Origin of the sequence: Pectobacterium sp. CFBP8739 (assembly GCF_013449375.1) — a bacterium.
Taxonomy (GTDB): Bacteria; Pseudomonadota; Gammaproteobacteria; order Enterobacterales; family Enterobacteriaceae; genus Pectobacterium.
In genome coordinates, this window is the sequence record NZ_JACDRR010000007.1 from 235,580 (window position 1) to 259,215 (window position 23,636).

Below are 23,636 nucleotides of genomic sequence, written 5' to 3' on the forward strand. Positions count from 1 at the left end.
AGGGGGTTACGAGCGTTCTTTTTCCTCGCTTCACGTCGTTTTGGGCGTGTTACGTGGGATGGTGCGGCGTCGCTCACTGGTTAATGCAGTAATACGTAAGCCAACGTAGCGATGGAGCCATAAAATGTTACACTGTTGGCCGATATCCCGTCCTTGTCGCTCAGCCTAACTGGCTGGGGCTGATACTGGGAATACCCATTTTCGGTCGCGGGTATAGCACACTATAAATCAGGGAGAACAGATATGAATTACCGCCTGAGTGGGGTGGTGTTTGCCAGCGTGTTACTGATCGGCTGCGCCAGTTCCGGGGATCGCGATCAAGAAGGTCGTTCCGATCCGCTTGAAGGCTTTAACCGTACCATGTTCAGCTTTAACTATGACGTTCTGGATCCTTATCTGGTGCGTCCTGCGGCTGTTGCCTGGCGCGATTATGTACCGAAGCCCGCGCGTAATGGACTGGGGAATTTCTTCAGTAACCTGGAAGAGCCTGCAACGATGGTGAACTACTTCGTTGAAGGTAAACCGTATAAAGCGATGATTCACTTTAACCGTTTCTTCCTGAATACCCTACTCGGGATGGGCGGTCTGATTGACGTTGCGTCAATGGCGAATCCTAAGCTGGCGAAAGAAGAGTCTCGCCGCTTTGGTAGCACATTGGGTAACTATGGTGTGGGTTACGGGCCTTATGTCGTGGTGCCTGGCTACGGTAGCGTGACGCCCCGTGAAGACGGCGGTGGCGTAGTGGATACGCTGTATCCGATGCTGAGCTATCTGACGCTCTGGATGTCCGCAGGTAAGTGGGCTATCGAAGGGATCGAAACGCGTGCGCAGCTGTTGGATTCTGACGGTTTACTGCGTAACTCTTCCGATCCTTACCTGATGATGCGTGAAGCCTACTTCCAACGGCATGATTTCCTTGCTAGCGATGGGAAAATCACCCCGCAGAAGAACCCGAATGCGGCAGCGATCGAAGACTCGCTCGACGAGATCGACTCAGCGAAATAGTATCGCGTCACATCGCTCATTTAACAGGCACCTGAGGGTGCCTTTTGCTTTTATAAAACACTGCTAAACTGACTTTTACCCTACTGATTCTGTGGTTTGTTTCTTAAAAGTTATTACTTTGTTGTTCATTTATTTACTTACTAAAATTTATTTCCTGCCGTCAGATAACAATAATGCAACGTCGTTAACCGCTACCGCTGCCCATCCTGGTTGAAATGTGTCAGTACGCTGATTTTTTTGTTAGCAAGGTGATTAACAAAAAGGTCATAAAAATGATGCCGTTGACTGATGGTGGTGCGGTTGTGTGTTAATGAATGTCTGGAATTCTATTTACCTGCACTGATAAAAATAGAGATATAAGCATGAAAAAACTACTTGCTATGTTCTTCTGCCTGAACGTGGTGGTTAACGCCCCACTGGCGATGGCTGAAGAGGCTAAAACGACAGAGAAGACCACGGATGTGGTGCTGATCGGCGGGGGCATAATGAGCTCTACGTTGGGCGTGTATTTACAGGAGCTGCAACCAGACTGGTCTATCGACATGGTTGAGCGCATGGATAACGTGGCGGAAGAGAGCTCTAACGGCTGGAATAATGCCGGTACGGGTCACTCGGCCTTCATGGAACTCAACTACACGCCGGATAATCCCGACGGCCCAATTAATATCAGCAAAGCGTTGGAAATTACCGAAGCCTTTGAAGTCTCACGTCAGTTCTGGTCCTATCAGGTGAAAAACGGTGTGCTGAATAATCCGCACTCTTTCATTAACAGTGTGCCGCATATCGCTTTTGTCTGGGGCGACGAGAACACCGCTTTTCTGAAACATCGTTATGACGCCATGCAGCACAGCACGCTGTACCGCGGCATGGAATTCTCTGACGATCCTAATACGATCAAAGAGTGGGCGCCGCTGGTGATGGAAGGTCGCGATCCGGCTCAGAAGATTGCGGCGACTCGCATGCCTATCGGTACAGACGTGAATTACGGTGAAATCACACGTCAGCTGGTTGGTGCGATGAAAACCAAATCCAACTTTGCGCTGCACCTGAATTCAGAAGTGCGTGATATCAAACGTAACGCGGACAACACCTGGAGCGTGACTTACGCCGATCTGAAGAACGGTGAGAAAGAGAGCGTGATTAAGGCGAAGTTCGTCTTTATCGGTGCGGGTGGGGCGGCACTGCAATTGTTGCAAAAAACCGGCATTCCTGAGGCCGATTTATACGGCGGCTTCCCGGTCGGCGGTGAATTCCTGGTGACAGAAAACCCGGAAATCGTAAAACGTCACATGGCAAAAGTGTACGGTAAAGCCTCCGTGGGCGCTCCGCCGATGTCCGTTCCTCATCTGGATACGCGTATTTTTGATGGTAAGCCAGTTCTGCTGTTTGGGCCATTTGCTACTTTCTCCAGCAAGTTCCTGAAAAACGGTTCGCTGTGGGATCTGATCGGTTCCGTGACTTTCTCCAACGTGATGCCCATGACGCACGTCGGTCTGGATAACTTCGATCTGGTGAAATATCTGATCGGTCAGGTCATGATGGATGACGACGATCGCTTCGCATCATTGAAGGAATACTTCCCGAATGCGAAGAAAGAAGATTGGAGACTGACGGTTGCTGGCCAACGCGTGCAGATTATCAAGAAAGATGATGATAAAGGCGGCGTACTGAAGCTGGGTACTGAGATTGTCAGCTCTCAGGATGGCTCGATTGCTGCGCTGCTGGGCGCTTCTCCGGGGGCGTCTACCGCCGCGCCGATTATGCTGAGCCTGCTGGAAAAAGTCTTTAAAGATAAAGTGGCGACGCCAGAATGGCAGGGTAAGCTGAAAGAAATTATTCCCTCTTATGGTCAGAAATTGAACGGTAATATTGACATGACCAATAAAATCCGCAGCTACACCAGCAGCACGCTGGGTCTGGATTACATTGAGGTTAAACCTGAGTAACACAGCGTAAACCGTGGTGCTTTACGCAAAAAAAGAAAGGCCGCATTAGCGGCCTTTCGTGTAATCACCAATAGTGATTAGAAGGTGTAATTTAGGTTAACGCCGTAAAGCCAGGCGCGACCTTTGGAGCTGAAGTTGTAGCGTGGCGAACCTGCTCTATCAGAGAGAGGTTCGCTGATATCAACTTGCTTGCCATGCATGTAGGACACGCCAACATCCACAGATGCGTCTTTATTAAAGGCGTAGGTGGTGCCTGCGCTCAACCAGAAACGATCCTGATCGGGGATAGAGATAGAACGTCTGTCGGCTGGTATCGGGCTGTCATCAAACGCGATACCGGTACGGAACGTCCAGTTATCGTCATGATAGTAGGTGGTACCCAGTGCGATACGGTAGGCATCACGGAAGCCTTCCTCTTTCTGGAACAGCGTGTTGCCACTGTTACCTGTCGCTTTCAGTTCCTGGAAATGGCTCCAACTGGTGTAGGTCAGGCCGTAGTGAACCGCCCACCTCGGTGCCACGCGGTGGTAGGCGGACGCTTCCCACATTTCTGGGAGATTGAGTGTCAGCTTACCGGGAATGGTTGCGCCATTGAGAGCACCAGATCCAGCGGACCGTTGGTTACTGTAATCACCATTGAAATCGATATCGACTTTGGAACGATAGGTCAGACCGAAGCGGTTGTTTTCATCCACTTCATACAGGATGCCTGCATTCCAGCCGTAACCCCATTCTTTACCTTCCAGACGAGCCATCTCTGAAGACGGACCTGCAACGGCACCTTGAGCGCCACCCATACCAGCAGGAACATTAGCCAGTTCACCAGCACGTCGAATAAATTTGGCATCGGCATAAACCGCGTTAACCCCTAAACCAAAACTGAAATGCTGGTTCAGGCGGTAGGCCGCGCTCAGGTTAAGATTGGATGTCAGCAGATCGGTTTTCCCGCCGATAGAGCCTGCTGCATAGTTATCATTGAATTCGGTTGCCAAACCATAGTTGGTGGTGGCGGAAGCACCTACTGCCCACTGGTCATTAAGCGGCATGATGAAGTGTAGGTTCGGTACCCAAGCGTGCGGTGCGATATTTTTGGCGCTGGTATCTTGCCCAGTCAGAGAATTTTTCCCCTGAACATCAATATCTGGGTTGATATAGGTGATGCCACCGGAGAAGGACGGGCGGTCAAACATGGTCATGGTTGCTGGGTTACGGCTACCGGAGGTCGCATTATCGGCTACGGCACCTTCACCAGAAAACGCACGTCCCAGACCCGATGATGAGTATTCATTGAGCTGGAAACCAGCTGCTGACACATTTGCTGAGAACAGTGCCACTGCAACAGCAAGTGTGGATTGTTTGAACAGGTTTTTCTGGTTCATGACCAAAACCTCTTTATATGCTTGTTATTTAACGTTGTTACATGGGGTAACAAGGGACGCGCATTGTAGGGGGCGCACTCAGCCTGACAAATCAGACCAGTTGCCAAAGTATAAGTTGGGAATACGATAATGTTGCTCCAGTGTATTAAAAATATTTCCAAAATGATGCAAAATTTAGATCTGCTTAACGTTTTGGTTAATTTGTGTGAAGAGATATTACGTGGTTTTTACTGCCGCATAACACCTTAATGTGATTGATATCACTAAAATTACTGGCTGGCATGAAGTGCTGGTACTGATTTGGGATGAGGGAGTAAAATATAAGGAAGAGAGAAAATATTTGAACTGGATCATATCTCCCGCGTTTTAAGAGGAAAGAATCATGACGAACGTAATCAACAAATGCAGTGCTGAGGAAACCGCAGCCTGCTGCTGTGTCGATGTCGGCACAATTATGGATAACACCGATTGCACAGCGTCTTACAGCAAGGTTTTCGGCGATCGTGCTGAGGCGGAAGCGGCGCTGGCTGCCCTGACGGCAAAAGCGCGTGCGGTAGAGTCTGAGCCCTGCGACATCGTCAGTACGTTGGAAGACGTGGACGGTGGCGTTAAGCTGGATATCGATTTTACGTTCAGCTGCCAGGCTGAAACGATGATTTTCCAGCTCGGTCTGCGTTAATTTTTGTTGTGGCAGGAGCTCTTTTGTGGCTCCTGTTCGTGACGTCTTCCTCCTGACGTATTACCTCACTTCTTCTTTTTTACCTCTATTTTTGTGATTTTTTCATCTTTGCTCGCGGCTACCCGTTGCTCTTCACACTTTTGTGTTGCGCGCCTTTGCGTAATGTAACCATCTGGTTAACAATGAAATCAGGTCTGACCTGTTGTGCGCGTACTTTCTTTTTGGTCAACGGAAGTATTTTGGGTCAACAGGAGTATTTTCGGTTAACAGGAGCGTTTATGAGTGAGGTATTACCTCTGATAACCCGTCGTGGCGATCGCATTGCGTTCGTGAGCGGATTACGCACCCCATTTGCCCGGCAGGCAACGGCCTATCATGGCGTACCCGCTCTCGAATTAGGGAAGCTCGTCACCAGTGAATTACTGGTTCGCACTGGTATCGATCCTGAGTTGATCGAACTAGTGGTGTTCGGGCAGGTGGTCCAAATGCCCGAAGCGCCGAATATCGCCAGAGAGATCGTGCTCGGCACGGGAATGAGCGAACATACCGATGCCTACAGCGTGTCGCGCGCCTGTGCCACCAGTTTTCAGGCGGTCGCCAACGTGGCAGAAAGTATTATGGCGGGTACGGTGGAAATCGGTATTGCTGGCGGCGCGGATTCCTCTTCCGTGCTGCCCATTGGTGTCAGCAAAGCGCTGGCCAGAACGTTGGTAGATATGAACAAAGCCAGAACGCTGGGCCAGAAGTTGAAACTGTTAAGCGGTCTGCGCCCGAAAGACCTGCTGCCGGTTGCGCCTGCCGTGGCGGAGTATTCCACCGGGTTGCGCATGGGTGATACCGCGGAACAGATGGCAAAAACCTACGGTATCACGCGTGAAGAACAGGATGAACTGGCGCACCGTTCGCACAAACTGGCGGCACAGGCCTGGGAATCTGGCGTGCTGCGCGATGAAGTAATGACGGCTTACGTCCCACCGTATGAGAAAGCGCTGAGTGAAGATAACAATGTGCGCCATGATTCTGCATTGGAGCAGTATTCCCGTTTACGTCCGGCGTTCGATCGCCGACATGGTTCGGTCACGGCGGCTAACAGTACACCGCTGACGGATGGCGCGGCGGCCGTTTTAATGATGAGTGAATCCAAGGCTAAAAGTCTGGGACTCACGCCGCTAGGCTACCTACGCAGCTATGCATTCAGCGCCATCGGCGTACAGCGTGATATGTTGCTGGGGCCGGCTTATGCTTCTCCGCTTGCGTTGGCAAGAGCTGGCGTGGCACTGGCTGATTTGACGCTCATTGATATGCATGAGGCTTTTGCCGCCCAGACGCTGGCCAACCTCAAACTGTTTGCCAGTGATGAATTTGCTCGCAATCAACTTGGCAGACAGGCTGCGCTGGGTGAAGTAGACCGCGCCAAATTCAACGTACTGGGCGGATCTATCGCCTATGGTCACCCCTTTGCCGCTACTGGCGCGAGGATGATTACCCAAACGTTGAATGAATTGCGTCGTCGCGGCGGCGGGCTGGGGTTAACCACCGCCTGCGCGGCGGGTGGGCTGGGCACGGCAATGGTACTGGAGGTGACGCCATGAACGATCAACAGCCTTTCCCTACCGTAACGGAAAGCTCCTCTGCCTTTTCCCTCACTATTCGGCCAGACAATATCGGTGTGATCGGCATTGATGTGCCCGGTGAGAAGGTGAACACGCTAAAAAGCGAATTTGCGCAGCAGATTCTTTCAGTCTTCGAGCAGGCGCGACAGCATGCGACGCTCAGGGGGCTGATTCTGATTTCTGCTAAACCTGACTCGTTTATCGCCGGTGCGGATATCACCATGTTGAACCAGTGCAGCAGTGCTGAACAGGCAGAAAATTTGGCGAAGCAAGGGCAGGAAACGTTCGATCAGATTGCTGCGCAGCCGTTCCCCGTAGTGGCCGCGATTCACGGTGCCTGTCTGGGCGGTGGTCTGGAACTGGCATTAGCCTGCGATTATCGCGTTTGTTCGCTGGATGAAAAGACGGTATTGGGGCTACCGGAAGTGCAACTTGGGCTTATTCCCGGTTCAGGCGGTACACAGCGGTTGCCACGCTTAATTGGTCTGGATAGCGCGCTCGATCTCATTCTGACCGGTCGCCATCTCCGCGCGAGTCAGGCGTTACGACAGGGGCTAATTGATGAAGCCGTCCCGCACGATATCCTGCTGGAGACCGCGGTAGAAATGCTCAAAAAAGGAAAACGTAAAGTCGTGCCGCTGGGCTGGCGTTCACGCCTGTTGAGCAGTCCGGGCATTCGTCATGTACTTTTCAAGATGGTGAAGCGTAAAACTCGTGCGAAAACACTCGGCAACTATCCGGCCACAGAAAAGATTATTCAGGTGGTGCGCTGGGGAATCGAAAAAGGCCGTGAAGAAGGATACCGTCAGGAGGCGCGAGCGTTTGGCAAGCTGGTCATGACGCCGGAATCTGCCGCGCTACGCCATCTGTTCTTTGCCTCCAATGCATTAAAGAAAACTGCCGGTGCGGACTCTGAAGCGAAGCCAATCCACCGCGTCGGTATTCTCGGTGGTGGGCTGATGGGCGGTGGGATCGCCAGCGTGACGGCGACGCGCGGGCAATTGCCGGTGCGCATTAAAGATATCAATGAGCAGGGCATCAACCATGCGTTGAAATACAACTGGCAACGGTTGACCAACCGCGTCCAGCGTAAACAAATGAAGCCGACGGAGCGTCAGCGGTTGATGACGTTGATTTCCGGTAGTACGGACTATCGCGGGTTTGAACATGCGGATATCGTCATTGAGGCTGTCTTTGAAGATCTGGCGCTGAAGCGGCAAATGGTGTCAGAGATTGAAGATCACGCCGCGCCGCATACGATATTCGCGTCAAACACCTCATCGCTGCCCATCCACCAGATTGCGGAGGGCGCGCGTCGTCCGCAACAGGTTATTGGCCTGCACTATTTTAGTCCGGTGGACAAAATGCCGTTGGTTGAGGTGATTCCTCACGCGCACACCAGCGCAGAGACGGTGGCAACAACGGTTGCTCTGGCGAGAAAACAGGGGAAAACGGCGATCGTCGTGGGTGACAGCGCCGGTTTTTATGTGAACCGCATATTGGCGCCTTATATCAACGAAGCGGCTTACTGCCTGTTGGAAGGGGAGCCGATTGAATCGATTGACTCTGCGCTGGTGCGTTTTGGTTTCCCCGTTGGCCCACTTGCGCTGCTTGATGAGGTGGGCATTGATGTCGCGACTAAAATTGTGCCGGTGTTAAGCGAAGAACTGGGTAAACGTTTCACTTCCCCACCTGCGTTTGATGCGATTCTGAAAGACGGACGTAAAGGGCGAAAAAATGGGAAAGGTTTTTATCGATACAATAAAACGCGCCGTCTCTGGCACGCGGGGAGAGAGGTCGATAGTTCGATTTATCCGCTGCTGGATGTGACAGCAAAAGCCCATATCGACCCTGCGCTCATCAGTCAGCGTGGTGTCATGATGATGCTGAATGAAGCGGCACGTTGTCTGGAGGAAGGCGTGATCCAATGTGCACGCGATGGGGATATCGGTGCGGTATTTGGCATTGGTTTCCCTCCTTTCCTCGGCGGGCCGTTCCATTATATGGATCGTCTGGGTATCGAGACGGTTGTGAAAACGCTGCTGGTGCTGCAACAGCAATATGGCGATCGGTTCGCGCCCTGTGAGCGTTTGCTCGCGATGCGGGAAGGTCGGCAGACGTTTTATCCGCCAACCGGAGACGATAGCGCTAGTTGATTGTGACGTTGATCGTGACGGTGTCTTTATACGCCCCCTCCGGTTTGCTGGCCTGACTGGCGTTAATGCGGGCGGTGTACGGGATATTCTGCGTAATTCCCGTACCCGTTCCGCTATAATCGTTTGTTTCAGTCCAGGCGATATTCCCAGTGCGGTAGAGTTGATATTGCAGGTAGTAAGGGGTACCGCTGACGGTTGCTGTCATTCTGCGCCAGTTGGCATCGTCGGGATGGGTACTGACCAGCTTGACGGTGTAGGCACCCAGTAGCGTACAGCGCACCCCGAGGCTGTTGCTGACCGCCGCGAAATCAGCAGGAAACGCGGCTGTGCCAAAGCTGATATTCGGTGCGCTGGTGATCTGGCAATCATTAGTGATGTTCATGGTAATGTTGAGAGTCGAGGTCGTTGTTCCTTCCTCGTAAACGCAAGCACCTAATAAGCCCAGTGAGCAAAGCCGATAGTCCCATTTTATCGTTACCGTATCGGTATAGGTGCCAGCGGCAACGTTGTTGCCGATACTGGTACGGATATAGACCGGCATCGTGCCGTCAGTGGAATTGAACAGACCTAAGATGCCGAGAAAGGTTGTTTGGGTCCAGGTGTAGGTTGAACCGATGTTATAACGTGTCCCGCAGCCAGAATCCATACACAGGTTGTAAGGAACATAGTCTGTGCTTGTTCCTCTGCGCATCCGCATGGTGATGCCGCTGGGGTTACTGTCACTCTGTATTGTCGCGATGATGGTATTGGTGCTGGCTAAACTCAATAAACTTCCCGTGCAGCGAAACCCACTTCCCGACGCCACGACCTGCGGCGTACCGTTAACGCCGACAACGGAAGAACCATAAGGCCCCAGCGTTGTGTTGCTGGGGGGCGTAGTACAGGCGGCGTAGCTAAAGGGGGCGTAATACAGTGCCATCAATAAGAAAGCCAGACGAAGCCAGCGGGCGGATCGCCGATTGGCGGGGAAGACGTGCTGGATTGTCGGTATCGTGGTCAGCATCATGTTATCCTTTTAGTCAGTCATCTGGCAGGTGAGTGGGCCGATGGTTGCCATCATGGTCTGTGATTCCGGCAGTGAGAATTCCACTCGGCAAAGCCGTCCATCTTCTTGTTTAAAACGTAAGCGATTAACGGTGCCCAGATTGGCGAAGTAGGCCAGACCATCGTAGCCGCTGATAGTGGTATCACCGCTGATTTCGTTGGTTATCCAAGTGCCGAGGGTGAGTGGATTGCCCTCCGTATTGAGCAGCCTGATGTTGGCGGATCGCACGGCATGAACGGGGAATTTCACGATGGTGCCGCTGCCTTCTTTGACTGATACGCGGGATTCCACCTGGGGTGTGGTGACGTTGGCTGGCAACTGTAACGTATCGATTTCCAGTTTCGCGGGGTAGTTGGATACAACCCAGGGTACGAGCAAGTGGCCGCGTTTGTTGGTTTTCCCTACCAGTTGGTTTTCATATTTTACCGGGACGTCGGGGTATCCTTCAGTATCGACCACAATAAAGGCGTCGTTGATGCGGTTGCTGGGGAAAAGCCCCCCGTTCATGTAGATCAGCGAGCCGCTCAGTTCCCCCCACTGCGTGGTATCGCCTTCGTTGCCATAGGTTCCGCCAGCCATCGTGGCATAAGGGCCGCGCCAGTTCAGCGAGCCTTGGTGATACGGGGTTCTTCCTGCACCATACGCGGTATTCCAGCCAAATCCACCTTCTGTCGGCGCGGTGCGGTTCACCCCTACGCGCGGTGAATAATCGCCATTGCTTTCGCGCTGAACGCCGGCATTGATGCTGCCGTTTCTACCAAAAGGCATCACGAACTGGAGCTGGGCGCTGTAGCCGTTTTCTCCCAGTGCTTTGTTAAAGGCGAGGTAAATGGAGCTGCCTTGCCAGACCTGACGGCTGAAAGAGAGATTCAGTAGACGGGTTCGGGTTGAATCGTATGCGCGGATATCGAAATAACCCACGCCGAATGAGCCATTGCCTTCACCAAACAGTTGGCTGCTGAGCGTCGCCTGATAGCTTTCCCGACTGAGACGGCCTTCCGTGAGCACGGCGGTCAAATCGCGGTACGTTTCACTACGTTTAGTGTGTTGAACACTTAGGCCAAATGCAGAGCTGTAGTAAGAATAGCCCGTGGTGTATTGGTGTCCGGTGGCTTCCTTTTCGCTCTGACTGTAGGAGGAACTCAGCGTGCCCCAGCGGCCGACGGTAAAATCCACCCCTGCACCGAGCAGATACAGATCCTGTATGGCTTCACCATGTGCCGATACCGTCAGTTTATTGGTCAATCCGTAGCGATAGATGCCGCTGACAGCAGGGTCGTCAGTGTAGGAATTATTCTGTACGCCGTAGTCCTGACGCAGAACGCCAACGGACAGATCGAAATCACTCAATCCCTCTCTCAGCAAGGCGTTGGAGACGTAAAAAGGAATCGTGGTGGAAATTTGTCGCCCCTGCGCGTCCGTGGTGATGACTGTCGCTTCCCCCGCGCCGTTCAGGTAAGGCGTATTGGTAAGGGTGAACGGGCCTGCGTTTAGGCTGGTACTGTTGGCTTTATAACCGTTGATGAACAGATCAAGTGTACTGGGTACGGCGGCTGTACCCGTATATTGCAGCATCGGATAGGTCACGATATCTGGGCGAAGGCCGAAGTTGCGGGCGATACGCAGGCCGCCCATACGCACCGAGTTGCTCCACGTCAGGGAATTGCTAATAAGGTCGCCAACCTGATAGGTGATCATGCGTTCGTTATCGTTATAGCGCCAATAGGTATCGAAACGCTGATAACCCTCTTGCTGCGAAGTGCTGTTGCCCGAAGTGAAATAGTAGAGCCCCGTATTGGATAAGGTTCCGTAGGAACTGAAAAAGCGCTGCTCCATCCAACTACTGAGAGAATCCGAACTGCTGCGGGGCGAGGTGTAATAAAGGTTATAGTTGAAGAGCAAGCCGGGGCTACTGCGGGCGGGGACACGAGCCGGATCCTGTCCTCCACCGTCAACGGATTGTTCGGGTAGCCAGTGCATTGGCACGGTGAGTTTTAGCTGTTGTATGGTCTGATCGTAATCGACAGTCACATCAGACAGTATGCTGATATTAATCTGTCCTACACTTTGCTCCGACAGACGAATGTGGTTCTGACGCAGTGTTGCCGCTTCCACATAATAGCTTCCGTCACGATATGTAATAGGCACAACTTGATTATCGCTCTGCCCGTTAACGGAAATCGTCAAATAATACACAGCGTCGCTGAGCGAAGGCATAGCGCTGGGGGGGGCAGGAAGATCGGTATATTCTTCCGCGAGAATCGTCGCAGAATAAAACAGCGCAAACGGCGCGTAGATGAGCAGGGGAAAAGCACCTGATTTACACTTCATGCCAGACCTCACCATGGCCGCACGGCCACTCGACACGACTCTGTCATCAACCCATCCATCATTCGCGTTTAATGAGCATAGGATCGGTGATATCGATCAAGCTGGTGAAGAGCTGCATTGCCGTGCTCGGTGTGGATACGCCCGCGGGCAACGGCCAACGCATCTCTTGTCCTGGTAGCACATAGCCTAAAAAGCCATCGGTTATCTTTATCCGGCTTCCTTTTCCGCTTTGGTCAACTGACCAATAGACGTTACTCAGGCGGGCGTGCACTACGCCACGGTTGCGGACATACAGATAGTTTTTTCCTCCAACCGCGCTGACTCGCCAACTAAGCACGGGGAGTGTAGGTTTGGTGTTGGCACGCCCTTTCTCTGGACGACTATGCGTCCAGATGCCTTCACCATCGAGAAACAGAGGCAGCAGATAGCGCATTTGGAATTGCAATCCCATCTGCGGGGCATTTTCTTGATAGGGGGCGGAAATCTCATCAACGATGATGCGATAAGCCTGTTCGGTATTCGCGGGAGTCGAGTTGACGCGAATCAGGCGTACCATATTGCGCTTACCTGGCTCCAGCGTCATAAACGGCGGTGTCGCAATTACATTGTTTTGTTCTGCATAACGATCCTGAAAGTCTATTTGCTTCCAGGACATGATGCGGATTTGCAAACCGACGGGCGCATTGCCTTTGTTTTCCAACCACAGCGCTGAGCTGTTCTCATCAGCTTCAATCACCTGATAAATCGGCCATACGAGAATAGAACTGGCGGCAAAGCAAAATGTGCTGAAACTGCTTAATAAAAAAGCCATTGCCCGAATAAGAAACGTCATTTTTCTCTTCATCTTGTGTTCACCCTGTTTTGTTTTTAATAAGTCAGGCTGACGGTCACGTTATCGGTATAAACCCCTGCGGGAGGCAAAGGTGAGCCGCCAAAGTAGCGGGCATAAACGGTGTAAGTCTGGGTTGTGGTGGGAAAGGAGACAATACTGAGCGCCAGACTTCCCGTACCCCACACTTGCGTGCGCGCAGCATCGCGGTAAAGCTGATAGGCCAACAGGCGCGTTCCCGCTGAATTTTTCAGATAACGCTGCGCACTGCTGCCGCCATTGGCGCCGTAATCCAGTTCAATGATGGCGCTTGTGCCGGGTGTGCATGTGGCAACAATCGAGCCACCGCCGCTGGTGCTAGCGATATCCACGTTGTTTGCCGTGGCGCTGCGCGTTCCGAAGTCAAGTGTGCCCATGTTGGGCTGGCTATTTGCCGTGCTGGTACCAAAAACACAGCCTCTTTGTATCGTTGCCGTGACATCGAATGTGCTGCTCACGGTGAGCGCTATCGCCGCCGTGGGCATGATGGCGCCGGACAGCAGAAGTGACAAAACCCATGCCGATGGAAAACGCATCGCAATACCAACGGTTACCGAGCCTGAATGGCGATGCGCAATACACCCAACGCAAGGGGGAAAGGCAAAGTGCAGTCAGTAAACGCGATAACGCGTATAAGGCGTGATGACATAACGGCTCCTTTTCTGCGGATCAATTTCTTGTGAATCAATGACCCTGAAAAGGCTGGCATGTGAGCATACCAGCCTGTAAAAGATTACCATTCGATAGTGGCAGTGACGGTGTCGGTATAAGACCCGGCAGTGGGCGCTAGAACGGTTTGGTCTGCTGGTAAAATACGTGCATAAATTGGAACCAACTGCGGATTGCCCGTTGCCACAATGGCAATACCTGTGGTGCTACTCAGCGGTATTTCAGCGGTGTGGGTTGAATCGCTATATAAACGGTAGGAAACATAATCGGTTCCTGAACCCGGAGCTAGTCTGCGTAGGGAGGTGGATGCGTTTGCTCCTGCCCCTATTTTTAATGCCACGGGGGTGCCGACAGGGCAACTGACCGTAATGCCGTTGCCGCCGGTACTGGTTACCTGGGCATCAATGACGTTATTCAAATCGGCATGAGAGCCGAAGTTTATTGTTCCCCATGTGCTGCCTGCGCCGGCCCCGTTGTCGACTGTGCAGGCGGCGGTAATCGTTAAAGATACAGGAATTTGGCCGTTAATCGTCACGCTGCTGGCGGTGGGAGATAGGCCAAATGTGGTGAGTAGTGTCGCCAGAATAGGTAATGTTATTCGCTTAGAATTCATAACGATTCCTTTATATGTCTCTCACTTATTTTCATTGAACGTGTTCTTACGAAAGAACGTGCTTTCACGAAAGTGAAAGTACAGTGCTGTCCATAAAGACTGGCGTTCATAAGTGACTATTACAAAAAAAATCATAACGAACCGTTTTAATCAGTACGGTATTTATGTCGCGTTGTGTCATGTGGCGTAGCTAGGCGGTGCGGAAAATGCAGAGGAAGTCTTCTTCTGCCTGAAGGCCTAGTCCACTGACACAAAATATCGTATGGCTAAAACAAATATCGTTACTATTTTCAGTGTTTTCCGGATGGTGAAAAATAAAGCTATAAAGAAATAGTTATTACGGATTTTTCTTCCATGGTGTGAATAATGGCAGGCATATAAAATAACAGAGAGGTTCTTCGCACTTTTTCCTGAATTGCTCATTCGTCCATAAAATAGAAGAATAACCTATTCTTATTATATGACGTTATATTCTGTTTTATTACCTTATTTATATAAAGCGAATACTAAAGAAACGCTATTTAATATAAAGATAGAAGTAGAGTGATTGTTTAACAATATCGCAAGATTGATATGTTTTTAAAATAGTTTAAAAAATTGATATTTGTTAATTTGTTGGATTTTTATTCTGACTTTTGTTGTTTTATTGTGCTACATATCTTGTTTTTTCATTAAATTGTCATTGATTATAATAACAATTTTAATTGTGTGGTTATGTGCTGAGAGGATAACAGGTTGAAACGTGGTCACATTTTCGGCTGATTCCAGTCTGTTATCTGTGGGATGAAGCGGTGAGGATGACGTTTTCTACCAAAACCTGATCTCAGACGAGTTTACATAGCGAGAAACTCAGGTAACCTACAGCAAACCTGATATGGCTTACGTGGCGAGCATGCCCGAATTGCAGGAAAGCCAATCCTCATACCGGCAGGGTTATGAGGATATACCATATATTTCATTAACATAGCGGTGTAATATGCAAGTGTTGATAATGCGTCATGGTGATGCGGTACTTGATGCAGCGAGTGATGCCGTTCGGCCATTGAGCGACAGTGGTCGTGATGAGTCTCGCCAGATGGCATGTTGGCTGAACGAGCAAAATATCGATATTGAGCGCGTTTTGGTAAGCCCTTATTTACGCGCCCAGCAAACGCTCGACGTGGTGAAGAATATGCTGCCGCTGCCGGAAGAAGCGGATTGCTTGAATGAATTGACGCCCGGTGGTGATGCCCAGCTTGTTGGTTATTATCTGCAAACGCTGGCGAGAGAAGGCGTTGGAGCGGTTCTGGTGGTTTCGCATTTGCCGCTGGTGGGGTATCTGGTTGCCGAATTATGCCAAAATGAAACGGCTCCGATGTTCGCCACGTCCGCTGTCGCCTGTGTGCAGGTGGAAGCGGAATCTGGCAATGGCGTGCTGCACTGGCAAGTCAGTCCGGCACAGCTGACCGCAAAACCCTAATATGACTTAGCCCGAACGCCTGAATTCATAGGGTACAAGGCGTGCAATGGGTTTACACGCCTTGTCGTTTGTTGACGAAGGGCGTGTTACTCAAGCGAAGGCGCTTCCAGCGCCACCAATATCAGCAGCGCGGCATTCCCGCCAAATTCTTTCGGTGCCTGATGAAAAGCCAGCACGTCAGGGTGCTGCGCCAGCCAGAGCGGCGTTTGCTGTTTCAGTATATGTTTACCGTGTCCGTGCATCACGCAGGCGCAGTAAACGTGCTCCCGACGGCATGCCGCTAGCAGCGCGCCCAGTTCCTGCTTCGCCTGAAGCTGCGTCAGGCCGTGCAGATCCAAAAACAGCTCTGGAGAATAATCTCCTCGGCGGAGTTTTTTCAATTCATAGTGGCTGGCACCGGGGCGGACGTAGCGCGTCGGGCCTTCTGCGTCCAACTGGGGCTGAAATTCATCCGAAAAATAAAAACTGGCATCAACCTGCTCCTGCAATACCCGCTTGGTGGGCAATTCGCCTGATTTTCTGCGCAGCGGTTTGTGGGTATAGGTATCCTGACGCAACTTTTTTGTGCCAGTGATTGACGTGCGAAAAAGCTGTAATTCGTCGTCATTCAGCGAATATTTATTACTCATATTTCATTCATCTTGCGTCAACATTCGATCAGTTTACCTTGTCTCCTCGCTGTCGCTAAATAAAAGTCTGTATCGGGGCACGTTCAGTCGGTTATATCTGCTGATTTGTCGCGGGCTTCATGGCAAACTAAGCGTCAATTTCCCGTTCAGAACTGTCTGCGGAGGACACCCTTGGACAAAATTTTCGTCGATGAGGCCGTCAGTGAACTTCATACCATTCAGGATATGTTGCGCTGGGCTGTCAGCCGGTTTAACGCAGCCAACGTCTATTACGGTCACGGGACGGATAATCCCTGGGATGAAGCCATACAGTTGGTATTGCCAAGCCTGTATCTGCCGCTCGATATTCCTGAAGATATGTACACGTCTCGTTTGATCACTAGCGAGCGGCAGCGCATTGTTGAACGCGTGATCCGCCGCGTCAATGAGCGTATTCCAGTGGCCTATCTGACCAACAAGGCCTGGTTCTGCGGCTTGGAATTCTACGTTGACGAACGCGTGCTGGTGCCGCGTTCTCCTATCGGAGAGCTGATCAATAACTATTTTGATGAGCAACTGCCAGCAGCGCCAAACCATATTTTGGATCTGTGTACGGGCAGCGGCTGTATTGCAATTGCCTGTGCGCAAGCCTTCCCCGAAGCGGAAGTTGACGCCGTGGATATCTCCGGCGATGCGCTGGCGGTAACCGAGCAGAATATTCAGCAGCACGGTCTGGAATACCGCGTGACGCCAATCCAGTCCGACCTGTTCCGCGAGTTACCGGCGATTCGCTATGACCTGATCGTGACCAATCCACCGTATGTGGATGAAGAAGATATGTCCGATCTGCCGCAGGAATTCCGCTTCGAGCCGGAACTGGGGCTGGCAGCGGGCAACGACGGTCTGGATCTGGTGCGGCGCATTCTGGCCTGTGCGCCAGACTATCTTAGCGACCACGGCGTGCTGATTTGCGAAGTGGGCAACAGCATGGTGCATTTGATCGATCAATACCCGGAAATCCCGTTCACCTGGCTGGAGTTTGATAACGGCGGTGACGGCGTGTTTATGCTAACGCGATCACAGCTGGTTGATTGCAAAGATCATTTTAGCGCTTACCGTGATTCGGATAGTTGATAAGCCTATTTGCGAAGTGAGGGCGGGAGTAACGGAATAGAAGAGTAAAGCGTTTGCGCCAGGGATGGCGCAATCCGAGCTTACAGGATGTACTTGCAGCGTCTTTACGATCTATCCGTTACTACCGCTTAACGACTTCTGTCAGCAGCCGTGATTAAACGGTCATAACGACACTCATTACCCTTACCGCTTTACCTAGCGGTAAGGCAGAAACAGAACACATGCGAAGGAGTTGTGATGGCAGGCAACAGTATTGGGCAATTTTTCCGCGTCACTACATTTGGTGAATCCCACGGTATTGCTCTGGGATGTATTGTTGATGGCGTACCGCCGGGGATCCCGCTGACAGAAGCGGATCTGCAACACGATTTGGATCGCCGCCGTCCGGGAACATCCCGCTATACGACGCAGCGCCGCGAGCCCGATCAGGTCAAAATTCTGTCCGGCGTTTTTGAAGGTGTAACCACAGGGACCAGCATTGGTCTGCTGATTGAAAACACCGATCAGCGTTCTCAGGACTACAGCGCAATTAAAGATGTTTTTCGCCCCGGTCATGCGGACTACACCTATGAGCAAAAATATGGTCTACGCGATTATCGCGGCGGTGGCCGCTCTTCCGCCCGCGAAACCGCGATGCGCGTTGCCGCTGGCGCGATTGCGAAGAAATACCTGCAACAACAATATGGTGTGAAAGTACGCGGCTATTTGTCGCAAATTGGTGATGTCATCTGCGAGCTGAAAGATTGGGAACAGGTTGAGCAAAATCCATTCTTCTGTCCGGATGTCGACAAGCTGGAAGCCTTGGATGAACTGATGCGTGCACTCAAAAAAGAGGGCGACTCCATTGGTGCGAAGGTCAGCGTCGTGGCGGAATCTGTACCTGCCGGATTAGGTGAGCCGGTCTTCGATCGTCTGGATGCCGATCTGGCTCATGCACTGATGAGCATCAACGCCGTGAAAGGCGTCGAAATTGGCGATGGCTTTGCGGTTGTGACCAAACGCGGCAGCGAAAACCGTGATGAAATCACGCCGGACGGTTTCCAAAGTAACCACGCTGGCGGCATTTTGGGCGGAATCAGTAGCGGTCAGCATATCGTTGCGCATCTGGCGTTGAAGCCGACCTCCAGCATTATGGTGCCAGGGAAAACGATCAACCGTCAGGGCGAAGCGACGGAAATGGTCACGCGCGGCCGTCACGATCCCTGCGTGGGTATTCGTGCAGTACCGATTGCCGAAGCCATGATGGCGATTGTGTTAATGGATCACCTGCTGCGCCAACGCGCACAGTGTGGGGATGTGAACAGTCAGGTTCCTCGCTGGTAAAAAATAATGAAACAAGGGTTAATCGGGGTTCTCGCGCTGGCGCTGAGTGCGCCGCTGTGGTCTAACGCCGCGTGGGCGAAAACGCCCTGGCAGGAGATTACGCATCCGGTTGCGGGTACGCCGCAGTCAATTGGGAGTTTTTCCAATGGCTGTATCATCGGTGCCCAGCCGCTGCCGTTGCAGTCGCTGGATTATCAGGTAATGCGTGTCGATCAGCGCCGCTATTTCGGTCACCCCGATCTACTGGCGTTTATTCACCGCCTGAGTAACGAGGTGAAGCGAACCACCTCGGGTAATGTGCTGGTGGGGGATATGGGGATGCCCGTCGGTGGACGTTTCAGCAGCGGCCACGCCAGTCACCAATCTGGGCTGGATGTGGACATCTGGCTGCAACTGCCCAGACAGCGCTGGAGCGAGCAGCAGTTGTTGAAGCCGCAGCCTATCGATTTGGTGAACGCCAGCGGGCTTAATGTTAATCCGCGCGTCTGGCGACCGGAAATCACGACCCTGATCAAAACCGCCGCGCTGGATAGCGACGTGACGCGTATCTTCGTCAATCCGGCGATTAAAAAACAGCTGTGTGCTGAAGCTGGCCACGATCGTGACTGGCTGCGCAAAGTTCGCCCTTGGTTTGCGCACCGTGCGCACATGCATGTGCGTTTGCGCTGCCCAGCAGACAGTCTGGAATGTCAGGAGCAAAGCGATCCGCCGCTCGGCGACGGGTGCGGTGCCGAGTTGACCAGTTGGTTTCAGCCAAAACAGCCGAGTAGTGAAGCACCAGAAAAAACCACGCCGCCGCCATTGCCTCCTTCTTGTCAGGCACTGCTCGACAGACATTTTGCCGCGAGATAACAAATAACGATGGATTGGTTAGTGCTTGGGCCAGAAACGCTGGCCGTGCTGTTTTTTGTCGGGGCGTTGGCTGGATTTATTGATTCGATTGCGGGCGGCGGCGGTTTATTGACGATTCCAGCTCTGCTGGCGGCGGGGCTATCCCCGGCGCAGGCGCTGGCAACGAATAAACTTCAAGCCGTCGGTGGATCCTTTTCCGCCAGCCTGTATTTCATCCGCCGTCGCGCGGTGAATCTGGGCGAGCAGAAACTGGCGATTGCGCTGACGTTTGCGGGGTCGACCTTTGGTGCCTGGCTGATCCAGCAAATTCACGCCGACTTTCTGCGTCAACTGCTGCCGCTGCTGATCATTGGCATCGGCCTCTACTTTTTATTAACGCCAAAAGTCGGTGATGAAGATCGGCAGCGTCGTCTGTCGCCATTGCCGTTTGCGATTCTGGCAGGCGGCTGCGTCGGTTTTTATGACGGTTTCTTTGGCCCCGGAGCGGGGTCGTTTTATGCATTAGCGTTTGTCACCCTGTATGGCTTCAACCTAGCAAAAGCGACGGCGAATGCCAAAATTCTGAATTTTACTTCTAATTTCGGTGGACTGCTGTTCTTCATTCTCGGCGGTCAGGTGGTCTGGGTGGTCGGTGGTGTCATGCTGGTCGGGCAGATCCTTGGCGCGCGGCTGGGCGCTAGAATGGTGATGACGAAAGGGCAAAAGCTGATTCGTCCTATGCTAGTGCTGGTTTCCGCCACCATGAGCGGCAAACTGATTTATGACAGCCACGGGCACGAAATTGCTGTCTGGCTGGGACAGTTTTTATGATAACCATTTTATGATAACAACAGATAACATGACAACGACGCACCATTATCAGCAACTAATTGATATTTTTAATGATTGCTTTGGCGATGAATACAATACTCGCCTGGTAAAAGGCGACGATGAGCCGATTTATCTGCCCGCGGATGATGACATTCCGTATCACCGGATTGTGTTTGCGCATGGTTTTTATGCCAGTGCGCTACACGAGATTTCTCACTGGTGTATTGCCGGTGCCCAGCGGCGCTTGCAGGTTGATTTCGGCTACTGGTACTGCCCGGATGGCCGCGATGCGGCGACGCAAAGCCAGTTCGAGGTGGTAGAGATCAAACCCCAGGCCTTCGACTGGCTGTTCTGTGTTGCGGCCGGTTTTCCGTTTAACGTCAGCTGTGACAACCTGAACGGCGATTGCGAGCCAGATCGCATTGATTTCCAACGGCGTGTGCATGCGCAGGTGATGCAGTATCTGGAAGAGGGTATTCCCGCGCGTCCAGCGAGCTTTATTCGTGCGTTACAATCGTTTTACAATACGCCCCCGCTGACGGCGGCGAGCTTCCCGTATCCAGCCGATCTGTGATGCGCGGGAACTGTAAAAAATTTGAGGATAAGACATGATCGCAGAATTTGAAACGCGCATTCTGGCGTTGATTGATGACATGGTGGAGCATGCCAGCGACGATGAACTGTTTGCCGGCGGCTATCTGCGTGGTCATCTGACGGTGTCGGTGGCTGAGGCGGAAGAGCACGGGGAACAGACGTTGGAAGCCCTGCATGCGCGCGTGAGTGATAGCATTAATAACGCCATTAAAAACGGTGAACTGTCACCGCCGGATCAAGTATTGGTTAACGGAATGTGGGAACGTTTGTTTCAGCAGGCGCAAACGAGCACGCACTGATTTTGATGTGGGCTAATCGTTAATCTGTCAGTGCTGGCCTGGTGTGATCCTGTCATCGAGCCAGCACATATTCTTCTCTATGAATCCTGATGTACGGGTTTACCTTTCAACATTCTCCTGATCCAAAAACGATTCGGATTGAGCGCGGCGAGCGTATCGCGATCCAGCGGTAGCGGTTCACCATAGATCTGCGAAGCCAGAATTTCCGCGGCGAGCGGGGCGGAGCAGAGCCCGCGTGAACCTAATGCGCCGATAATAAACAGATCCTGCCAGTAAGGCGCGCTGGGTACCACATCGGCACGGTGCTGGGGATGCAGTCGTTCTTCATACTCTGCCAGCGTTTGTTCATAGTCCGGCACCGCTCCTAATAGCGGCAGATGATCGCGCAGCGCGCAGCGAACGCCTTGACGCGCTTGCGCATCGCTGACATCGATCGTCTTGACCCACTCTGCGTCAGGCAAGCAATTCAGCAGCCGTTGGCGGTTCTCTTGCTGTTCTGCTTCCCGATAATCACAGCGCGTGTCTCCCCGCACATAACTTGCCCCGATGCAGTGCGTCTGATGACGTGGACTGACTGGCGTCAGATAGCCGTCGTAGCACAGCACCTGCTTGAGCTGACCTAGCACCGAGTTGGTGGGAATATGGCTGACCTGCCCACGCACGGCGTAGGCCGGCAAATCGCGGGTTTGTGGCCAGTCGGTGATGCGATAACCGTTCGCCAGTACCATAACCGTATGATGTATCTTCTGGCCGCTGCTCAGGGTAAGCGCCCAACTGCTGTCTGTTTTCTCCAGTGCCGAAACGGGGGTGTTCATCTGTACTGCCAGGCCGTTTTGCTCTGCCAGCCTCAGCGCTGAAGCTGTCAGCTCCGCCGGACAGAGCCAGCCGCCCTCGGGATAGGTGATACCGTCTACGTCGGGATTCAGACCGCTCTGCTTTTCCAGTTGCTGCGCATCTGCGCTCACGACCAGCGCTTCCGGCCAGTCTCCTTGCAGAATTTGCTCGATCTTACGCGCACTCTTTTCATCCCAGGCAAGCTGGCTGACGCCACACCATTGGTGCTCAAATGCCAGCCCTTGTTGCGCCAGCGATGTGTAGTGGCGGCGTGCAAAATCAAACGCGAGAGAAAAAAAGCGGGATACCGCATCATGCCGATTATTCAGCAGAGGATAAAGTGCGCCCTGACGATTGCCGGATGCGCCCGTGGCAGGCTGTGCTTCCTCACAATAAAGTGTGACGTTTGCGCCGCGTCGTTGCAGAGCAAGGGCTGTTAGAACGCTGGCGATACCGCCGCCGATAATCGCAATATCGTCAGTCTGACTGGCAGCAGGGCGCGCGTACCAAGGTGTGGGCGATTTTACGGGAAGCGTGGAGGGAAGGATGCCGCTCAGCATCTCGCGTTTCTGCCCAAATCCTTTGATTTTGCTGACCTGAAAACCAGCCTGTTGCAGACCTCGACGTACAAAACCCGCAGCGGTAAAGGTGGCAAACGTGCCTTCTTTACGGCACAGACGTGCCATGGCCTGAAACAGATGCTCTGTCCACATATCCGGATTCTTGGACGGCGCAAAGCCGTCTAAGAACCAGGCATCAACCTGATGATTCTGGGTGTCATCCAGCTCAGGCAATAAGGTATTGACGTCACCGAACCACAAATCGAGCGTGATAGCGCCTTGCGCCAGAATCAGACGATGGCAGCCCGGCAGCGGTAGCGGCCATTGCTCACGCAACTCATCTGCGAACGCTGCCAGTTCCGGCCACTGGGCGTGCGCGGCAGCCAGATCGTGCCGGCGCAGAGGGAATTTCTCGAAGCTGATGAAATGCAGGTGGCGTAATGTCGCCTGCGGCTGCTGCTGGCGAAACGCGGCAAAAGCTTGCCACAGCGTGAGAAAATTCAGGCCAGTGCCAAAGCCGGTTTCTGCTACTACGCAGGTGGTACGCGGATGTGTGATAAAACGCTCAGGAAACTGATTGCCCTTTAAAAACACATAACGGGTTTCAGCCAACCCATCCTGATTCGAAAAATAGACGTCATCAAACTGTTGCGATACAGGTGTACCCTGAGCGTTCCAACTTAACGACGCGTGTTGGATGGGAAGATTGGCCACGACAAAAGCTCATTATTCAAGTGATGGCGAGATTTTAACGAGCGGACTATCGTGGCGCAAATTTAGCAATAATTTCTCGATAGTTCGGCTGATCGGACTTGTTCAGCTTACAACTGTACGCTAAAGTGCGAAGCGAAATCCCAAA

The 23,636-nt window shown here is 52.3% G+C and carries 20 protein-coding genes; 12 read left to right on the forward strand and 8 right to left on the reverse strand.

What is annotated here, in order from left to right; genetic code table 11:
• The first annotated feature begins 243 nt into the window (after positions 1 to 243).
• Both mlaA and mqo read left to right on the forward strand, forming a co-directional pair.
• Positions 244 to 1,005 (forward strand): phospholipid-binding lipoprotein MlaA, encoded by a 762-nt coding sequence (gene mlaA / locus H0247_RS07065; protein ID WP_180741905.1) that lies wholly within the window; start codon positions 244 to 246, stop codon positions 1,003 to 1,005.
• Positions 1,006 to 1,367: 362 nt separating this feature from the next.
• The gene (gene mqo / locus H0247_RS07070) at positions 1,368 to 2,951 is read left to right on the forward strand and encodes a malate dehydrogenase (quinone) (protein WP_180741906.1); all 1,584 of its coding nucleotides are present in this window, start codon (positions 1,368 to 1,370) and stop codon (positions 2,949 to 2,951) included.
• Between the two features lie 77 nt (positions 2,952 to 3,028).
• Here the strand turns inward: mqo and fadL are convergent, their stop codons facing one another.
• Positions 3,029 to 4,330 carry a long-chain fatty acid transporter FadL gene (fadL, locus tag H0247_RS07075; RefSeq protein ID WP_180741907.1) on the reverse strand — a complete coding sequence of 434 codons (1,302 nt, stop codon included), beginning with the start codon at positions 4,328 to 4,330 and terminating at the stop codon, positions 3,029 to 3,031.
• Between the two features lie 382 nt (positions 4,331 to 4,712).
• Here fadL and H0247_RS07080 point away from each other — a divergent pair, with 382 nt between their 5' ends.
• The 3 genes from H0247_RS07080 (at position 4,713) to fadJ (ending at position 8,778) form a co-directional block, all read left to right on the forward strand.
• On the forward strand, positions 4,713 to 5,009 hold the full coding sequence (locus H0247_RS07080) for a YfcZ/YiiS family protein (RefSeq protein ID WP_180741908.1): 297 nt from the start codon (positions 4,713 to 4,715) through the stop codon (positions 5,007 to 5,009).
• Between the two features lie 278 nt (positions 5,010 to 5,287).
• On the forward strand, positions 5,288 to 6,601 hold the full coding sequence (gene fadI, locus H0247_RS07085; RefSeq protein WP_180741909.1) for an acetyl-CoA C-acyltransferase FadI: 1,314 nt from the start codon (positions 5,288 to 5,290) through the stop codon (positions 6,599 to 6,601).
• Entirely contained in the window at positions 6,598 to 8,778 is a 2,181-nt protein-coding gene (fadJ, locus tag H0247_RS07090) for a fatty acid oxidation complex subunit alpha FadJ (protein WP_180741910.1), read from the forward strand. The genes fadI and fadJ overlap by 4 nt, the downstream gene beginning before the upstream one ends.
• Here the strand turns inward: fadJ and H0247_RS07095 are convergent.
• The 5 genes from H0247_RS07095 to H0247_RS07115 all read right to left on the reverse strand — a co-directional run bounded on the left by H0247_RS07095 (position 8,771) and on the right by H0247_RS07115 (position 14,304).
• Positions 8,771 to 9,781, reverse strand: a complete 1,011-nt coding sequence (locus H0247_RS07095; protein ID WP_180742039.1) for a spore coat U domain-containing protein — start codon at positions 9,779 to 9,781, stop codon at positions 8,771 to 8,773. The two genes, fadJ and H0247_RS07095, sit on opposite strands and share 8 nt — an antisense overlap.
• 12 nt (positions 9,782 to 9,793) lie before the next feature.
• A complete protein-coding gene (locus H0247_RS07100) occupies positions 9,794 to 12,154 on the reverse strand; it encodes a fimbria/pilus outer membrane usher protein (protein WP_180741911.1) in 2,361 nt (786 codons plus the stop codon).
• A gap of 58 nt (positions 12,155 to 12,212) precedes the next feature.
• Complete coding sequence (locus H0247_RS07105) at positions 12,213 to 12,986, reverse strand: molecular chaperone (protein ID WP_180742040.1); 774 nt, start codon at positions 12,984 to 12,986, stop codon at positions 12,213 to 12,215.
• Between the two features lie 35 nt (positions 12,987 to 13,021).
• Positions 13,022 to 13,558, reverse strand: coding sequence for a spore coat U domain-containing protein (locus H0247_RS07110; protein ID WP_180741912.1), 537 nt, complete (start codon positions 13,556 to 13,558; stop codon positions 13,022 to 13,024).
• Between the two features lie 197 nt (positions 13,559 to 13,755).
• Entirely contained in the window at positions 13,756 to 14,304 is a 549-nt protein-coding gene (locus H0247_RS07115; RefSeq protein WP_180741913.1) for a spore coat U domain-containing protein, read from the reverse strand.
• 976 nt (positions 14,305 to 15,280) lie between these two features.
• Between H0247_RS07115 and sixA the strand changes: the two genes are divergently transcribed.
• Complete coding sequence (gene sixA, locus H0247_RS07120; RefSeq protein ID WP_180741914.1) at positions 15,281 to 15,763, forward strand: phosphohistidine phosphatase SixA; 483 nt, start codon at positions 15,281 to 15,283, stop codon at positions 15,761 to 15,763.
• 86 nt (positions 15,764 to 15,849) lie between these two features.
• Here the strand turns inward: sixA and smrB are convergent, their stop codons facing one another.
• Positions 15,850 to 16,392: an endonuclease SmrB gene (gene smrB, locus H0247_RS07125; RefSeq protein ID WP_180741915.1), complete on the reverse strand. Its 543-nt coding sequence runs from the start codon at positions 16,390 to 16,392 to the stop codon at positions 15,850 to 15,852.
• Positions 16,393 to 16,563: 171 nt separating this feature from the next.
• On the opposite strand from smrB, the gene prmB reads away from it, so the two are divergent.
• From prmB to H0247_RS07155, 6 genes are all read left to right on the forward strand, one after another.
• Positions 16,564 to 17,505: a 50S ribosomal protein L3 N(5)-glutamine methyltransferase gene (gene prmB, locus H0247_RS07130; protein ID WP_180741916.1), complete on the forward strand. Its 942-nt coding sequence runs from the start codon at positions 16,564 to 16,566 to the stop codon at positions 17,503 to 17,505.
• Between the two features lie 237 nt (positions 17,506 to 17,742).
• Positions 17,743 to 18,828 carry a chorismate synthase gene (gene aroC, locus H0247_RS07135; protein ID WP_180741917.1) on the forward strand — a complete coding sequence of 362 codons (1,086 nt, stop codon included), beginning with the start codon at positions 17,743 to 17,745 and terminating at the stop codon, positions 18,826 to 18,828.
• Between the two features lie 6 nt (positions 18,829 to 18,834).
• The gene (gene mepA / locus H0247_RS07140) at positions 18,835 to 19,680 is read left to right on the forward strand and encodes a penicillin-insensitive murein endopeptidase (RefSeq protein ID WP_180741918.1); all 846 of its coding nucleotides are present in this window, start codon (positions 18,835 to 18,837) and stop codon (positions 19,678 to 19,680) included.
• Positions 19,681 to 19,689: 9 nt separating this feature from the next.
• Positions 19,690 to 20,490, forward strand: a complete 801-nt coding sequence (locus H0247_RS07145; RefSeq protein WP_180741919.1) for a sulfite exporter TauE/SafE family protein — start codon at positions 19,690 to 19,692, stop codon at positions 20,488 to 20,490.
• 28 nt (positions 20,491 to 20,518) lie between these two features.
• Positions 20,519 to 21,064: an elongation factor P hydroxylase gene (locus tag H0247_RS07150; protein WP_180741920.1), complete on the forward strand. Its 546-nt coding sequence runs from the start codon at positions 20,519 to 20,521 to the stop codon at positions 21,062 to 21,064.
• A gap of 34 nt (positions 21,065 to 21,098) precedes the next feature.
• On the forward strand, positions 21,099 to 21,383 hold the full coding sequence (locus H0247_RS07155; protein WP_180741921.1) for a YfcL family protein: 285 nt from the start codon (positions 21,099 to 21,101) through the stop codon (positions 21,381 to 21,383).
• A gap of 77 nt (positions 21,384 to 21,460) precedes the next feature.
• Here H0247_RS07155 and mnmC read toward each other — a convergent pair whose 3' ends face one another.
• The gene (mnmC, locus tag H0247_RS07160; protein WP_180741922.1) at positions 21,461 to 23,491 is read right to left on the reverse strand and encodes a bifunctional tRNA (5-methylaminomethyl-2-thiouridine)(34)-methyltransferase MnmD/FAD-dependent 5-carboxymethylaminomethyl-2-thiouridine(34) oxidoreductase MnmC; all 2,031 of its coding nucleotides are present in this window, start codon (positions 23,489 to 23,491) and stop codon (positions 21,461 to 21,463) included.
• Between the last annotated feature and the right edge of the window lie 145 nt (positions 23,492 to 23,636).